The sequence below is a fragment of the Ruegeria sp. ANG-S4 genome, from assembly GCF_000814005.1.
Classification (GTDB): domain Bacteria; phylum Pseudomonadota; class Alphaproteobacteria; order Rhodobacterales; family Rhodobacteraceae; genus Ruegeria.
The window spans coordinates 1,065,828-1,078,773 of record NZ_JWLK01000001.1 but is presented as its reverse complement, the minus strand read 5'-3'; the positions used below and the strand labels follow the sequence as shown (position 1 = coordinate 1,078,773).

20 protein-coding genes are annotated in these 12,946 nt (G+C 52.6%); 11 read left to right on the top strand and 9 right to left on the bottom strand.

The annotated features are described in order from the left end of the window. The first annotated feature begins 70 nt into the window (after positions 1-70). Positions 71-466: a DUF4275 family protein gene (locus tag RA28_RS23130; RefSeq protein WP_082029728.1), complete on the top strand. Its 396-nt coding sequence runs from the start codon at positions 71-73 to the stop codon at positions 464-466. 195 nt (positions 467-661) lie between these two features. Here the strand turns inward: RA28_RS23130 and RA28_RS05500 are convergent, their stop codons facing one another. Next, positions 662-1,087, bottom strand: a complete 426-nt coding sequence (locus RA28_RS05500; RefSeq protein WP_039524371.1) for a VOC family protein — start codon at positions 1,085-1,087, stop codon at positions 662-664. Positions 1,088-1,190: 103 nt separating this feature from the next. Here RA28_RS05500 and RA28_RS05495 point away from each other — a divergent pair, with 103 nt between their 5' ends. Next, entirely contained in the window at positions 1,191-1,784 is a 594-nt protein-coding gene (locus tag RA28_RS05495) for a TetR/AcrR family transcriptional regulator (protein WP_039524370.1), read from the top strand. Between the two features lie 305 nt (positions 1,785-2,089). Here the strand turns inward: RA28_RS05495 and RA28_RS05490 are convergent, their stop codons facing one another. Both RA28_RS05490 and RA28_RS05485 read right to left on the bottom strand, forming a co-directional pair. After that, positions 2,090-2,407 (bottom strand): NIPSNAP family protein, encoded by a 318-nt coding sequence (locus RA28_RS05490; RefSeq protein ID WP_039525902.1) that lies wholly within the window; start codon positions 2,405-2,407, stop codon positions 2,090-2,092. Positions 2,408-2,540: 133 nt separating this feature from the next. After that, entirely contained in the window at positions 2,541-3,026 is a 486-nt protein-coding gene (locus tag RA28_RS05485; protein WP_039524368.1) for a RidA family protein, read from the bottom strand. Positions 3,027-3,126: 100 nt separating this feature from the next. Between RA28_RS05485 and RA28_RS05480 the strand changes: the two genes are divergently transcribed. Continuing rightward, on the top strand, positions 3,127-3,951 hold the full coding sequence (locus tag RA28_RS05480) for a VOC family protein (protein ID WP_052261276.1): 825 nt from the start codon (positions 3,127-3,129) through the stop codon (positions 3,949-3,951). A 59-nt stretch (positions 3,952-4,010) separates the two neighbouring features. On the opposite strand, the gene RA28_RS05475 is transcribed toward RA28_RS05480, so the two are convergent. Continuing rightward, positions 4,011-4,958 carry an Acg family FMN-binding oxidoreductase gene (locus RA28_RS05475; protein WP_039524366.1) on the bottom strand — a complete coding sequence of 316 codons (948 nt, stop codon included), beginning with the start codon at positions 4,956-4,958 and terminating at the stop codon, positions 4,011-4,013. A gap of 349 nt (positions 4,959-5,307) precedes the next feature. Between RA28_RS05475 and RA28_RS05470 the strand changes: the two genes are divergently transcribed. From RA28_RS05470 to RA28_RS23125, 3 genes are all read left to right on the top strand, one after another. Beyond that, positions 5,308-5,817, top strand: a complete 510-nt coding sequence (locus RA28_RS05470) for a hypothetical protein (RefSeq protein ID WP_039524364.1) — start codon at positions 5,308-5,310, stop codon at positions 5,815-5,817. 203 nt (positions 5,818-6,020) lie between these two features. After that, the gene (locus RA28_RS05465; protein ID WP_039524362.1) at positions 6,021-6,470 is read left to right on the top strand and encodes a MarR family winged helix-turn-helix transcriptional regulator; all 450 of its coding nucleotides are present in this window, start codon (positions 6,021-6,023) and stop codon (positions 6,468-6,470) included. Continuing rightward, on the top strand, positions 6,463-6,900 hold the full coding sequence (locus RA28_RS23125; protein WP_082029727.1) for a GFA family protein: 438 nt from the start codon (positions 6,463-6,465) through the stop codon (positions 6,898-6,900). Before RA28_RS05465 ends, RA28_RS23125 begins: the two co-directional genes overlap by 8 nt. Before the next feature lie 116 nt (positions 6,901-7,016). On the opposite strand, the gene RA28_RS05460 is transcribed toward RA28_RS23125, so the two are convergent. Further along, on the bottom strand, positions 7,017-7,319 hold the full coding sequence (locus RA28_RS05460) for a MarR family winged helix-turn-helix transcriptional regulator (protein WP_446737313.1): 303 nt from the start codon (positions 7,317-7,319) through the stop codon (positions 7,017-7,019). 373 nt (positions 7,320-7,692) lie between these two features. Between RA28_RS05460 and RA28_RS05455 the strand changes: the two genes are divergently transcribed. Genes RA28_RS05455 through RA28_RS05445 form a run of 3 tightly spaced genes read left to right on the top strand, consistent with a single transcriptional unit; the run spans position 7,693 to position 9,723 of the window. Beyond that, complete coding sequence (locus RA28_RS05455; RefSeq protein ID WP_039524358.1) at positions 7,693-8,151, top strand: VOC family protein; 459 nt, start codon at positions 7,693-7,695, stop codon at positions 8,149-8,151. 15 nt (positions 8,152-8,166) lie between these two features. Continuing rightward, the gene (locus tag RA28_RS05450; protein WP_039524357.1) at positions 8,167-8,520 is read left to right on the top strand and encodes a DUF1428 domain-containing protein; all 354 of its coding nucleotides are present in this window, start codon (positions 8,167-8,169) and stop codon (positions 8,518-8,520) included. 42 nt (positions 8,521-8,562) lie between these two features. Further along, entirely contained in the window at positions 8,563-9,723 is a 1,161-nt protein-coding gene (locus RA28_RS05445) for a sialidase family protein (protein ID WP_039524355.1), read from the top strand. A 178-nt stretch (positions 9,724-9,901) separates the two neighbouring features. Here the strand turns inward: RA28_RS05445 and RA28_RS05440 are convergent, their stop codons facing one another. After that, the gene (locus RA28_RS05440) at positions 9,902-10,246 is read right to left on the bottom strand and encodes a hypothetical protein (protein ID WP_039524353.1); all 345 of its coding nucleotides are present in this window, start codon (positions 10,244-10,246) and stop codon (positions 9,902-9,904) included. Positions 10,247-10,537: 291 nt separating this feature from the next. Further along, positions 10,538-10,804, bottom strand: a complete 267-nt coding sequence (locus RA28_RS05435; RefSeq protein WP_039524351.1) for a hypothetical protein — start codon at positions 10,802-10,804, stop codon at positions 10,538-10,540. 448 nt (positions 10,805-11,252) lie between these two features. Between RA28_RS05435 and RA28_RS05430 the strand changes: the two genes are divergently transcribed. Together RA28_RS05430 and RA28_RS05425 are read left to right on the top strand one after the other, a co-directional pair. Next, complete coding sequence (locus tag RA28_RS05430; RefSeq protein WP_082029726.1) at positions 11,253-11,720, top strand: type VI secretion system amidase effector protein Tae4; 468 nt, start codon at positions 11,253-11,255, stop codon at positions 11,718-11,720. Then, positions 11,717-12,238: a hypothetical protein gene (locus RA28_RS05425; protein ID WP_039524349.1), complete on the top strand. Its 522-nt coding sequence runs from the start codon at positions 11,717-11,719 to the stop codon at positions 12,236-12,238. The genes RA28_RS05430 and RA28_RS05425 overlap by 4 nt, the downstream gene beginning before the upstream one ends. Before the next feature lie 155 nt (positions 12,239-12,393). Here the strand turns inward: RA28_RS05425 and RA28_RS05420 are convergent, their stop codons facing one another. After that, positions 12,394-12,699, bottom strand: coding sequence for an ArsR/SmtB family transcription factor (locus tag RA28_RS05420; RefSeq protein WP_039524346.1), 306 nt, complete (start codon positions 12,697-12,699; stop codon positions 12,394-12,396). Continuing rightward, on the bottom strand, positions 12,696-12,902 hold the full coding sequence (locus RA28_RS05415) for a hypothetical protein (RefSeq protein WP_039524344.1): 207 nt from the start codon (positions 12,900-12,902) through the stop codon (positions 12,696-12,698). Before RA28_RS05415 ends, RA28_RS05420 begins: the two co-directional genes overlap by 4 nt. Positions 12,903-12,946 lie beyond the last annotated feature (44 nt).

The following is a 12,946-nucleotide window of genomic DNA, read 5'->3' as shown; positions in this document are numbered from 1 at the left end:
TCCACAAATTCTTGGTTCAAGGCTAGACGGGGATGATCTCAAAGAAATCCCAGATTGAGCATTTCCTCATATATCAATCAGTCGACTTTGTTCCACTCTCTCCCGTCGAGAGCGAGCAGGTAAAAACCGACTGGCTTGCGACATATGCATTGAGAGTAAAAAAAACACGGGCGCTTGGATTCACAACGGTTTTCGATGGCACGGTTTTAGCTACGGACTTCAATCTGCCATCACAGGTTCAGATGCTGTGATCGGGTATCAGAAGCAATGGCCAGCCCCTTACGTAGTTTTCAACGAGAACAATGACTGGGCTTACTCGTGTACCTTCGATCGATATCCCGACTTCACTTCATTTCAAGCAGACATTTACGTGGCCCATCACAACATGAAATGGACAATGGTTTTCACGCATGAACAGCCGGATTTAGGGCCCTATCTCGCATTCAAATCGGAAAACGCGGATTGATGGAATTTACCAAGCATTGAACAGAGTTTGGTATCGCGTCAGGTTAAACTGTCTATATCTCCGCACGCTCTGCCTTTCGCGTATTCAGGATCAAAGGTATGGCCAACAATATCGAATGCACCAATAGTGGCTTAGATTGCGCGACACAGGTCGGCCGCGCAATCATCAATCAGAAGGTTCTTGGGGCAACTTGAATCACGTCGGTACCGCGTCGGCTGCATATTGAGACAGGAACTCCTCTGAGGGTGGGATCTGAGTGATAACATCTATCAGTACCCCGTTTGGATCGCGATAAATCGCATGGCGTTGGCCAAACGGCTCGCTCACAAGTGACTTTGCCACCGGAACGCCTTCCGACCGAAGTCGCTCGTCTACCTTGTCGACATCCTCGACTTCAAAGTTGAGGATCATACCCTTAGACGCACCGCGCGAAACCTCTGGGATCGTCTCGTGGTCCGACTGCACGACCGCGAGATTGACCGACGGATCCGCTTCGCTCTGCAGATGCACATACCAATCCGCCTCGAATGCTGCGCGGAAGCCAAAGTGACGTTTGTAGAACTCTGCCGTCTCAGAAACCGTTTCAGATTGAATGACCGGATAATATTGAGTGACACGCATTTTTCATCTCCCTCACTTACATGCACTGTGTATGTATCATGGATTTGTAAAAACATGCAAGATGTATGTAAGATGCTAGTAGTGAAATTCGGAGCCGTTAAATTTGCCCCAAGAAAAACCCGCCCGACGCAGCCAGGCAGACCGACGCGCCGAAACGCGTGCCAAACTCGTAGAGGCTGCCCGAGAACTGTTTGTGGATTCGGGATTTGCCGATACTGCAACCCCAGACATCGTTCGTAGGGCCAGCGTAACTCGAGGCGCGCTGTATCATCATTTCAACGACAAGGCTGACCTTTTCCGCGCCGTCGCAGAAGAGGAGGCCAAAGCAATCTCACACCATATTGACCAGGAAACGCGCAATGTGGCCGATCCCGAACAGGCCATGGTGACAGGATCGAATGCCTTTTTTGAAGCGATGTTGGTCCCAGGCCGAGTACGCCTCCTGATGGAAGAGGCCCCAGCGGTATTAGGGCACAGCACCGCTGTCGCGTTGACCCGGGCCAATGGAACAGAAGAACTTCGTGAAGGGCTTTCGCGGGCTCTTCCTGAGCATTCCCCAAAACAGATCGATGCTTTGACTAATTTGTTGTCGGCCGCGTTTGATCGCGCCGCGCTAGAGATCGCCTATGGGGGCGATCCGGAGGTCTACAAGGAGGTTATGAACCATTTGATTGGTGAAGTACTCAAGGGCAACTAGCAGACCTCGGAAGCCCCGCAGTATGGGTTCCTACCCTTTCTTCCGTGAGTTATCGGCCCAAAGCCGAACTTGAGCGCATTGTCCGAATGCTGCGAATGCAACCCGCTTTCCAGTCATTCGCTGCGAGCGCGAAATTTGAGATAGGTCGAAATCGCCAAATGCGGACTAAGCGGATCTTGAAGATTCGAGCACAAGCCGCGCGGGGTCGCCCGCATTGGGCTCTGAGAGGCTATTTGGGGCTTTCGGTTGGGTTCAACTCGCCCAAATATCGGCTCGGCGCGCAGGGTTACCGTTTGCCCAACACGTCAAACCACCGGGCCCCAATCCGCGCCGCGCATTAGCTGGTTCTCCTGACTGACTAGAAGCGACCGTATCTCGACTAAGGGGAAAGCGTCGATGCCTAGGAGCTTCTCCCAGAAATTGCGGCGCTCAGCGTCATCCTCGAACCTCCAAATGTGCACCAACTGATGCAGCGCTCCGGTGTCAGTGATGAAATAGCCCACGCAGTGTTTTGCGAGACCGGCCGCCTGGATGACGGGCCAAGCTTTCTCACGATAGAGCGCGGTGAGTTCGGGCATTTGGCCAACACGCACCTGATAAGTACGACGTTCGTATAGCGGCATAGTCGTCTCCTTTGCTTGCCTCATGCGAGAGAAGCCGCTTGACGTCTCTCGGTGTGCTCTCGTCTGTTCACGGCATGGGGATCATAGGATAATCGCCTAGGGCGGCGATGCGGACAAAGCCGTCGCAGGCCTGTCAGGCAGAGATCATAACTTCGCCCTCAATTTCCATTGCGAAACCGAGCGGTAGTCCAGACACACCGATAGCCGAGCGCGCATGGCGACCGATGTCTGGGCCGAACACCTCAATGATCAAATCGCTAAAGCCATTTACCACAACATGTTGATCCGAGTATCCGGGCGCAGATGTCACCATACCAAAGACGCGGACCCATCCAACAATTCTTGATAGCTCGCCTATTTCTGCTTTCAGGTTAGCCAGTACCGTTAGTGCCACTTCGCGGGCCTCAGCATACGCTTGATCCGTAGTAATTTCGGCTCCGACAACTCCAAAGGGCCCGGCCAGACTACCATCCATTGCGTTTTTTGGGTGACCAGAGAAAAGTGCTCGGTCACCTCTGACATTAACAAATTCGAAGGGTATGTGCAGGCCATCCGGTAACTTGGTAGGCGCAGGCAATTTCAAGCCCAATTCTTTAAGCCTGCTTTCTGGCGTCGACATAGTAATCCCTCCAACTAACGCATTACCTGCAAGCTAGGCGGAAAGAATACCAATGTCATCTTCGGGCTCTTAGCCGACCCTGCAGCATTGACTCAAATCAATGACCAAACAGGGCAAATACCGGTACCTCGCACTCATGCTGAGAGGTATTGCAATGAATTCAGACAAGACGGGTCGGATTGTTTGGCATGACTTGTTTACAGCCGATGCACACTTGTCCCAAAGCTTCTACGAAAGAGTCGCGGGCTGGAGTTACTTGGTCGAACACGCAACCAACTTTGCATGGGGAGGAGGCGAGGGAGACTATATCCTAAGCGTATTGTCCAATGAGGCAGGTGCAGGGATCGTGGAACCCAATATGCCGCACCTACGTGGCTGGGTTCCGTATGTCGAGGTTGATGATGTCGACCAGGCCGCGGAAAGGTGTGTCGGTCTCTGCGGCAGAGTTGTGAAACCTCCCTTTGAGGTCCCGGGTGTCGGGCGCAACTGTCTTTTATGCGATCCCAATGGTGCGTTCGTTGGCATTTGCTTTTCCCGGCACGCCTTTCCAGCACCAACCAAACAATTCGGGCCCGAAGTCTACCTATCGCAAAGCAATGACTATCCAGACGATTTCTACGATGAGTTGTTTGGTTGGAAACGCCAAACTGAGAGCAACCGTGATGATGTAACTCATTCCATTATGCGAGCCGATGCCAATGTCGGTTTGAACCACACAGCAGTTGTCGATCCATGGAGCCCAATTTGGGTTCCCTCTGTTCGGGTTGGGAAGTTCGCCCACGCCTTGGATCAAGTGCTCGAAATGAATGGCGAAATTGTTTCGCAGCAGAAGTGCAAGTTTGAAAAACATGACATAGCACTGATCCGCGAAACGAACGGTACCTACTCGTACCTCCTCGATCAGCAAGAAAACGGAACGGGTTAAAGTTCAGTTTGTATGTGCGTCGTATGTGAAACGCTTCTCAAATTGATCGATCCGGTCCGCTAAGCGATTATCACATCCTCAGTGTCTCTTCTCGGCGCCTTTGTCGGCGCGTCTATAGGATACCCAATCCGAAATAGAATCTGTGGGACACCGTTTATCCCAGCAATATTCGCAAGTCTCGTTCGCAATTCCGGTAGTTCAATGGGTTGGTTCAGATAGCTTACTTGCAGACCTGCTGCAGCTGCGGTGAGGAGAACACGTTGAAGCGCCTGTCCAGCCGTAAGCCAATCACGCGCTTTATCATTGTCCGTTGTCAGAACCCCGATGAGCGGTGAATGCTTAAAAAGCTCAGCATCACTGGCTCCAACACCTTTGCCAATATCAAACCGCCGTATGATTGCCCGCGCCACTGGTGCCGCGAAACCTGGAAGGGCGAGACCATCTCCCACACGGCGAGCGTGCATCCATTGTGCTAATTCCCTTCGCCAGCTCGGGTTCGCCCACTGCAATCGATCTCCTTCGCTGACAAGATTGCAAACCGCTACCTGAGTTGCGTCATCCCCAACGAAACACAATTCTGCGTTTTCCCTGGCCGCTGACGCTTCGAGCTGGTTCGTTTTCTGCTTTGAGACCTCTCTCTCTGCGAAGCGTTTGCGGTAAGTGTGCCTATTTGGAATAGCGTCGAACAAAGCCGAAAGAGTTGCGTTACCTGCTACAGAAAACTCTACGTCCGCAAAGACATCCTCGTCATTCGGTTCCGGAAACAATGACACCCTTACGCCATATCCACTTGCCGCGCCGACAATCCGCAAGTTCATCAACGCGCATCCGCAACTTATGGTCAATTCGCGATCAACCGGGTCGTTCACAGGCAAGGCGCGCGTCCGGTCGGCAATCAGGCGAATGCAATCCTTTCCGATCTGAAACAACCACGGCTGCGTGTTGTGGCTGGATGGCGCAAGAACCGCCATCGCCACAAATGTCTCAAGTTCCTGCCGGTCCGGCATATTCAACACTCCTGGACCAGTGCTAATGCGCGCCAACTATGAGGGTGGTTCAACGCGCAATCGATCGGATGACCCCCGAACACAATCCCTTGCATCTGTCCTTGAAACTCCAATGCAAAATGGCTCAGAGCGGGAAATCGCGAAACAGACTGCACAATCAGGAAGTAAATACCCAGACCCTCTTTGTAACCTTACTACATTCACATCACCGGATTGTTAGCGAAATTCGGGTCATTGTTTCAAATGACTTTGCGTGACTGTTGCGAGACATCCCAACTGCGTGAGGGGGAGTTCCAAACAAATTAGCTTTTGACCATCTGCGGTTCACCAACAACCAAAAGGTGTCCCCATGAAACCCAACCTAAAACAAACGGCATTTACTGTCCTTGTTGCCGGAGCCTTTGCGACAATTGCATTCGACGTCTTCGGACAAGCGTTGAGCCCGCTATTTGGCTTTTCCAAACTTGCCCCCGTTGGTCTAGCCGGAGCCTCGATCAACGCAATATTCGGAGTGAACCCGCCTGGAGCGGCTTACCTGTTGCACACGCTCACAGGTCTTGTCTTTTACGCCTTGGGTTGGGCACTGATCGCGCGACCGTTGCAACGGGCCGTAGTGCCAAAGATGCCCTGGATAGCCACTGCGTTGCTCTATGGCGTAATCCTATGGGTCTTTGCCCTCTACGTCATGGCGCATTTGGTGACTGGCAACGCACCTTTTCTGGGTTGGACTGGGATCACCTATGTCGCACTGTATGGACATATCGTGTACGCGATTGTCGCCGCGTGGATCATGGAAGCCCGCGGTCTGAAGATTGACTTGCCTTTTGCGCACCGGACGATAGCCAACAGTAACAGCTGAGTTCCGCAAGGAGCGCCTGGCCCAGTCCAAAGACCGCGGCGCTCCAAATCCTTCAGAAGCAGTCCAATCCGGCAATTGCCGCTCGCTGATCGTTCCTCTCAACACATGGCGGTTTCCGCCTGCGACCCACAACAAGCTAGTTCGTAATTCGAGCTTAAAACTATTGACATCATGAATGTCATTATGACATCTTAAATGTCATTATGAATGATGCCAAACAACTCTACGACTTCATCCGTCTCGTGCGCCCGCTGTACAAGGTTCTTGAGGGTGCTGTCGCGCGCGAGTTGGACGGTAGCGGATTGACCATCACGGAACGTGCGGTTCTGGAACAGCTTCATGACTATGGTCCGCTTCCTGTCCCAAGGATTGCAGACCGCATGATCGCACCGCGCCAGTTTATTCAGAAAACTGCGAACGCGTTGCTCGATAAGGGTTTGATTGAACGTCGCAAAAATACAGCGCATCTTCGCTCAGATCTTTTGGCATTATCACTATCCGGTGCGAACCTAATCCGAAGCGTCCTGGAGCGTGAGGCCCTCAACATCGAGAGCGTTGCCAAAAACCTGCCTCTTGAAGACATTGCAGCAGCTCAACGTGTCGCCATCGCCATGATTAGTGGATTTGCCGAGAAGGAGGACAAGGATGACTAAAGTCTATGAAGGAGAATGTCTCTGTGGCGCCATCAAGTATCGTGTGACTGCGGAACCCATTGTTTCGGGTGCATGCTTTTGCCGTGACTGCCAGAAAACATCCGGTGGTGCAGAAGCCCATGGGATAATGTTTCCCGCGTCGGCCGTCACAGTCGTGGAAGGGGAGCCCGAAACATTCAGCAATACAGTCGACAGTGGGAATACTGTGTTTCGACAGTTTTGTCCGACTTGCGGAGTGCATGTCATTTCGTGGAACAGTGCGGCCCCAGAGTATAAAGCAATCAAAGTTGGGACCCTGAAAGACCCGTCAGATTACCGCAGCCAGGGCAGCTTGTGGGTGTCTTCGGCCCAGCCGTGGCACCGTCCTGATCCCGACTTGCCGCAGCATGCCAAGATGCCATGCGTAACTGAATTGGCCGTTGCTCCGTAGCACCATCCACGAAACTATTTGCGCAGCGCAAAACCTCGCAGTCAGCTAACCCACATTCTGCGTAACACAGCGAATTCTAGGTTGGATATGGGAAATATCCACTTCGGAAGTTCCAGCTAGGCTTCACCAAAAGACAAGGACAACAAATCAGCTTTCAAGAACTGTGTGTCGTCTCTTCCGAGAAGGACATCAACGTCGTCATGGGTTTTCCGCCAGATTGGTACGGCTTGAACCAGCAGATCCCGTCCCGCATCCGACAAACCGATACGCCTGCTGCGCTTGTCGCTGCTGTCCGGTTGCATTACCAGAAGCCCCCGCCGCTCCAGAGGTTTCAAATTTGCGGTGAGGGTTGTGCGATCCATTGCAAGGAACTTCGCCAATTCGCCAAGTCTCGGTGCCCCCGGGCGATTCAATGCCATCAAAAGCGAGTACTGACCGTGGGTCAAACCCAGCGGTCTCAGAGCTTCATCAAACCTCCTGGCAATAGACCGTGCGGCGCGTTGAAGGTGCAGACAGAGGCACCGATCCCGAACCTCATGCGTTACTTCAATAGGCAAGTCGTCTCTCATACGGCTTCATTACGTTGACATCAACGTATTTGTCAATATTGTGGACGGTAAATCAGCGATTCCTGAATTGATACGCCATGAGCATGTTCACCAAATTGCCTGAGAAGAAATTAAGCCGCTTGAATTGGTCGAGCTCGGAGCGTGCTCAAACGCCGGTATGGGATGATCGCAGCATTACGCATCCAACCGGTACGCATTCTCCAAGACACATAGGTGATGCGTAATGCAAAAGGTCCGCACCTGCCTTTGGTTTGAAAGTGGCGGCGCGGACGCAGCGAATTTCTACGTTTCATTAATGCCTGACAGCCGCATGGAAACGGTTTTGGCTCCAGACGCTGGCGAGCCGGTGATGGTTGATTTCACCCTCGCGGGTGCGCCCTACCAAATCCTGAATGGTGGTCCTCACTTTAAGCTGACCGAAGCGGCTTCGATCAGTGTGCTTGCAAATGATCAGGGTGAAATCGACCGTCTCTGGGCGGCGCTGACCTCGGATGGAGGTGAGGAAGCCCAGTGTGGTTGGCTAAAAGATCGTTGGGGCCTGTCCTGGCAAATCTATCCGCAAGTACTGCTTGATATGCAGGCTGCCAAAGACCAGGCCGCTGCAGAGCGCGCGCGCCAAGCGATGTACAAGATGAAGAAGATCGACATTTCTGAGCTGGAAGCCGCATTTGCAGGATCGTAAATCAAGGAGTTTGGTATGACCTATATTACTGTTGCAGCCTATGCCGTCCCCACGGCGAACAAGGATGTCTTCATTGCACATTCCAAAGAAGTGACGCCTTTGTTCAAAAAGCATGGCGCACTCGCCGCCGTGGATGCTTGGGGCGACGATGTTCCGGACGGCAAGATCACGTCATTCCCAATGGCTGTGAAGTGCGAACCGGATGAAACCGTCGCCTATTCGCACGTCATATGGCCGGACAAGGAGACCCACGACACAAACATGGAAAAGGTCATGTCCGAGATGCAGGAGTCCATAGAGAACAATCCAATGCCCTTTGATGGCAAACGCATGATTTTTGCGAGTTTCCAGTCACTGGTTGAAGTCTAGCGAGTAGCCAAAAGCCCGAAAGGGCAACATGGAGGGAAGACGGTGTCGCATGCAGAAACAACCGTTCTTATTGGCACGACAAAAGGCGCTTTTTTGCTCCGGCGCGATGTTTCGACGGGTCGTTGGACAATCGATGGTCCGCATTGCGACGGCTGGCCGATCAATCATTTTGCAAGTAATCCGGAGACGGGAACAATCTGGGCCGGTGGCGGCAGCGATTGGAATGGCGCAGGCGTGTGGCGATCCGATAATGGCGGTGAAACGTGGGATGTCACGCGTCTCAGCAAGGGTGAAATGGACAATTGGGCCGCCAACGATCCTGATTTCGCCGAAATGATTGGTTGGACAGATGAACAGCTCCCGTTTGAAGACAAGTTTTCCCAAATTTGGTCTTTGCATTACACCGACGGGACCCTCTATGCCGGAACCAAGCCTGCAAAGCTGCTGAAAAGCTCAGACGGCGGAAAGACATGGGAAGATTTACGCAGCCTGAGCGAGCATGAGTCCGCTGAAGGCTGGAACCCGGGCGCAGCTGGGCTGACTTTGCACACTATCGTTTCGGATCCTCAAAACCCCCAGAAAATCTGGGCTGGCATATCGGCTGCTGGCGTCTTTGCATCTGAGGACGGTGGCGAAACTTGGGGACGACGTAACAGGCTGTCAAACATACAAGACTGCGAGCACCACGATCATCCCGCAGCGCCTCGTGATGGCGAGACCGGACACTGTGTGCACAACATGATGCGCGCAAACGGCGCTGACGACTTACTTTATCAGCAAAACCACCACGGTGTCTGGCGATCATCAGATGGTGGCCGCAGTTGGGACAACATAACGGATGGTCTACCTTCGACGTTCGGCTTTCCGATACGCGTGCATCCCCGTGACCCCGAAACAATATGGACCCTGCCGCTCAACGGAGATTCGGTGGGCCGGTATCCGCCAAACGCAGCTGCTGCAGTATGGCGGTCCCGCGATGGCGGCGAAACGTGGGAGGCAATGCGAAAAGGGCTTCCCCAGACGGGTTGCTTCTTTACCGTCCTGCGTCAGGCGATGGCGGGCGATACGAATGATCCACCCGGGATCTATTTTGGCACAAACAGTGGTTCAGTTTTTGCCAGCTTCGACGAAGGTGAAAGCTGGGACGAAATTTCCCGGCATTTACCCACAATTCTGGGCGTCGAAGTTCAGGAGCGTAAATAACGGCCCCTTCCGGACCTTCGAACCGCCTTCAACATACCGCGGTCGCAGCCCGCATTCCAGACATTCGCTGCGAGCTCAAAATATGAGGCAGGCCGGTGCCGTATCGATGGTTTTCGTCAGCAGCTACCGACTCTGTCAGGGCGAAGGGGGCCGGTTTGGGCACCCCTCGCGGTATTTTTCAGGATTGTGCCGCTGCTTTTGCTGCGTGTGACACCAACGACTTGCAAGCTTCATTCGATCCAGCCAAAAATTCTGCGCTAGATAATGCATTGACAGCGATTTTCTTTTGTTCCGCTATCTGCTGCTCTGTTGCGCCCAGTTTCCTGGCGGTCGCATATCTGGATTGAGCTTCCTTCTGCAGTGCAACAGCATCACTGTAGCCGCCGGCGTGCTGCGTGCACCTGGTCGCTGTAAACTCGAACGCTGCCGCGCTACGTGCAGCTTTTTCCGCTGGTGACGTCGGAGGCGGGGGCGCGCACGCTACTAGTGTAAACGCCGCCACGGACATCAGAAACCACTTCATTTTGAATCCTTCGATTTCGTAATTCAGGTAAGAACTTCAATCAAATAGAACTTCGACAAGACTAAGGCTAAGGAGAGGAAAACAGGCAGGATAGTATACCAGCTTCTACTCGCTTCTAACTAAAAACCGCGTTGCCAGTCGATGAGGGGGCAAAGCGACAACGCGGGCCGTTCGAGAGTGGTATACGTACAGTTAGCTCAATCGTACTTGCAGGCAAAGTACCAACTATTTGCACATGTAGCATGTTCCTGAGCCACAGCGCTTTGTGAATGGCAATGAGATTCGGACTGGTTAACTATTAGCAACTTCCTTGACGATGTCGCCCACGTCATCAATCTCACGAAGTTTCTGCAAATCATCGCACGACTTTTGGTTGCCATCGAAGCAATCGAGCTGCAGCTGCTGCTCATCCATTTCTCTATCAAGTTCTTCGTTGGTTTCCTCCGGTGTCGATAGGTCCAGACTCTGGCCTGTGGACGTGCTGTGGCCCGTAGAACTGTCTGGAACATCACAGGCTGCAACCAGAAGTAATGCCATCAAAAAAGCGGTTCTCTTCATGTCATTCCTCTTTTGAAAATTCTCTTAAGGTTGGCTGAATGGTTGCTAGCTGATACAAGTATAACAGAAATCGAAAGTTTTTGTGACACGCTAAGGATGTTTGTCAACATTTGCGCCCGGCCAGATAGACGCCAAGTATTGCAAGGAAGGCTGTCGCAAGATGGCGACACACAAACGGCGCGAACAAAATCAGAAGCGACCTGGTCGCTTGGGCGGAACATGGGCGTCTGGTGGCATTGGGACGTCTAGCGGAGTGCGAATGAGCTTTGAGGTCAACAATCGCGTTTAAAGAAACGATGACGCAAACACGGCAAGACGCAAGACTTCAAATTGCAACGAAGCTGTCCGACGGCAAGGTATTTTATGCTATCATCGGTGGCATTCAATTCTAGGTAATTTGCGCCGGATCAGACCTACTCGACGGTGCTATAGCCAGCGAGGGTTCAAAATGCCAAAATTTGATGATTTATGGAAAAACCATCCTGTCAATCAGTCGCCTCCTGTCACCGATCCCTGTAGGACCGATGGGTCTCCGAACTTTACCAACCAGTGTTGTATCCGATTGGGCGTGGCCCTGACGAAATCAGGGATAAAGATATCGCATTACCCAGGCGTCTTTTGCTGGCATGGCCATGGCAAAAAACACCCTCTGCGCGTTGAAGAAATGAAGCTTTGGCTCAATTCCAACCGCACAAAGTTTGTTGGCAAAGCCAAGATATCAAGGAGCAGCCCGGGTGTTCCACAAAAGACGTTCGTTGATTACTTGGGCAAACGAGGCATCGTTGCGTTTATCAACTTTTGGGGTGAAGGAAACCAAGGGGATCACATTGATTTGTGGAACGGGGAAAGTGTCGCCCATGGCAGCCGGGACTACTTCGAGCGTTCGGAGCAAATCTGGTACTGGAAAATGACGTGACGCGGTTTTCCAACGCGCTCACATGGGGGTTGGCAGCGGGCGTGTTCTTTGTGACGCCAGCGTTCACACAAGAGCTTGTTGTCGAACTAGCAACGGTCGGATCGAATGAAACCGGCACAAAGTGTATCTTCAAGTATCGTACTGAAGATTCAAACCAGCAGGCTTTAGAACTTGAGCTTGAACCCCCTTGCACTTTTGCCCGGCCAACATACGACTCGTCCTCGACCGAAACCGAAAACGGCGCACCCAGTGGTGTGAGAAAAGCTGCGGCATGGCGTTTTGGGAATGGTGACTTGGTCATACCAGTTATCGGCGACCAGATTCCCGCCGAATGGCATGGTCAAGAATTGTACCAACTGCGAAAAAGCCAAGGGTTAACGTGCGGCGCAAGTTTGCAGGGTGTTTTGGTTGATCCAAATGGGGTTCGCCTATCCCCAAAACGTGAGCGCGTCGGTTTGTTTTGCGCCGAATTGGGTGTCAGCGCAAAGGAGGCATGGTTGCTTGCAGACCGAGAATAGCCTCGGTTTCGACGAGCAGACGCCACATCAACCTGTGTGGCTCGTTGGCTTGCCGGAACCAAACTCCCTCTTTGGGAGCGTCGATGGGATTGACTAGGCCCAGCGTGCAAGTAACCCGACACAAAGTGGGCAAGGCAGGTCGCCGAGGTCGTCGTCTACTTGGCTTTTTCGTCACTAAAGAAAAGCCTGTCCAGCAGTTTAAGGACTGGGCGTACGCGCTTGTCACAGATTTTGTAGTACATGTGATGGCCATCTCGCCTGCCCACTATCATGCCCTCAAGCCGCAAGCGCGCCACATGTTGGGAAACCGCCGCCTGGTTCAAGGACAAGTTATCAATCAGTTCCCCGACGGATTTCTCACCATCAGCAAGTAAGAACAGGATTTGCAGACGGCTAACATGGGCGAATGCCTTCAGGTAGTCGGCGGCCTCAGTTGTCTTATCTTGGGCACGCGGCTTCATTTCTTTGCGGCTGAAAGCGGGTATTGCGGCTTGAGCTTTTCAGCCCAGATATCGGCGTGTTCCTGAAAGACATCAGCTCGGTTACCGAAAAGCGCCATCAACTGACTGCCCGCCCACATCGCCATGCTTATCGCAGCATCACCAGCCCCAAGGTTATACGCGTGGGAAACGGCTGTTTGGGTGGTTGCTGGAATGTGCTTCATTGGTGCCTCACCTAATTACTCATTAAGTACACCGAGCACGGTAG

Bases quoted from the DNA above. Each gene is read 5' to 3' on its own strand.
- RA28_RS05500 (WP_039524371.1), bottom strand. From the start codon at position 1,087: ATGCGTGTCACTCAATATTATCCGGTCATTCAATCTGAAACGGTTTCT.
- RA28_RS05490 (WP_039525902.1), bottom strand. From the start codon at position 2,407: ATGCCGCTATACGAACGTCGTACTTATCAGGTGCGTGTTGGCCAAATG.
- RA28_RS05485 (WP_039524368.1), bottom strand. From the start codon at position 3,026: ATGTCGACGCCAGAAAGCAGGCTTAAAGAATTGGGCTTGAAATTGCCT.
- RA28_RS05480 (WP_052261276.1), top strand. From the start codon at position 3,127: ATGACCAAACAGGGCAAATACCGGTACCTCGCACTCATGCTGAGAGGT.
- RA28_RS05475 (WP_039524366.1), bottom strand. From the start codon at position 4,958: ATGCCGGACCGGCAGGAACTTGAGACATTTGTGGCGATGGCGGTTCTT.
- RA28_RS05470 (WP_039524364.1), top strand. From the start codon at position 5,308: ATGAAACCCAACCTAAAACAAACGGCATTTACTGTCCTTGTTGCCGGA.
- RA28_RS05465 (WP_039524362.1), top strand. From the start codon at position 6,021: ATGAATGATGCCAAACAACTCTACGACTTCATCCGTCTCGTGCGCCCG.
- RA28_RS23125 (WP_082029727.1), top strand. From the start codon at position 6,463: ATGACTAAAGTCTATGAAGGAGAATGTCTCTGTGGCGCCATCAAGTAT.
- RA28_RS05460 (WP_446737313.1), bottom strand. From the start codon at position 7,319: ATGGCATTGAATCGCCCGGGGGCACCGAGACTTGGCGAATTGGCGAAG.
- RA28_RS05455 (WP_039524358.1), top strand. From the start codon at position 7,693: ATGCAAAAGGTCCGCACCTGCCTTTGGTTTGAAAGTGGCGGCGCGGAC.
- RA28_RS05450 (WP_039524357.1), top strand. From the start codon at position 8,167: ATGACCTATATTACTGTTGCAGCCTATGCCGTCCCCACGGCGAACAAG.
- RA28_RS05440 (WP_039524353.1), bottom strand. From the start codon at position 10,246: ATGAAGTGGTTTCTGATGTCCGTGGCGGCGTTTACACTAGTAGCGTGC.
- RA28_RS05435 (WP_039524351.1), bottom strand. From the start codon at position 10,804: ATGAAGAGAACCGCTTTTTTGATGGCATTACTTCTGGTTGCAGCCTGT.
- RA28_RS05430 (WP_082029726.1), top strand. From the start codon at position 11,253: ATGCCAAAATTTGATGATTTATGGAAAAACCATCCTGTCAATCAGTCG.
- RA28_RS05420 (WP_039524346.1), bottom strand. From the start codon at position 12,699: ATGAAGCCGCGTGCCCAAGATAAGACAACTGAGGCCGCCGACTACCTG.
- RA28_RS05415 (WP_039524344.1), bottom strand. From the start codon at position 12,902: ATGAAGCACATTCCAGCAACCACCCAAACAGCCGTTTCCCACGCGTAT.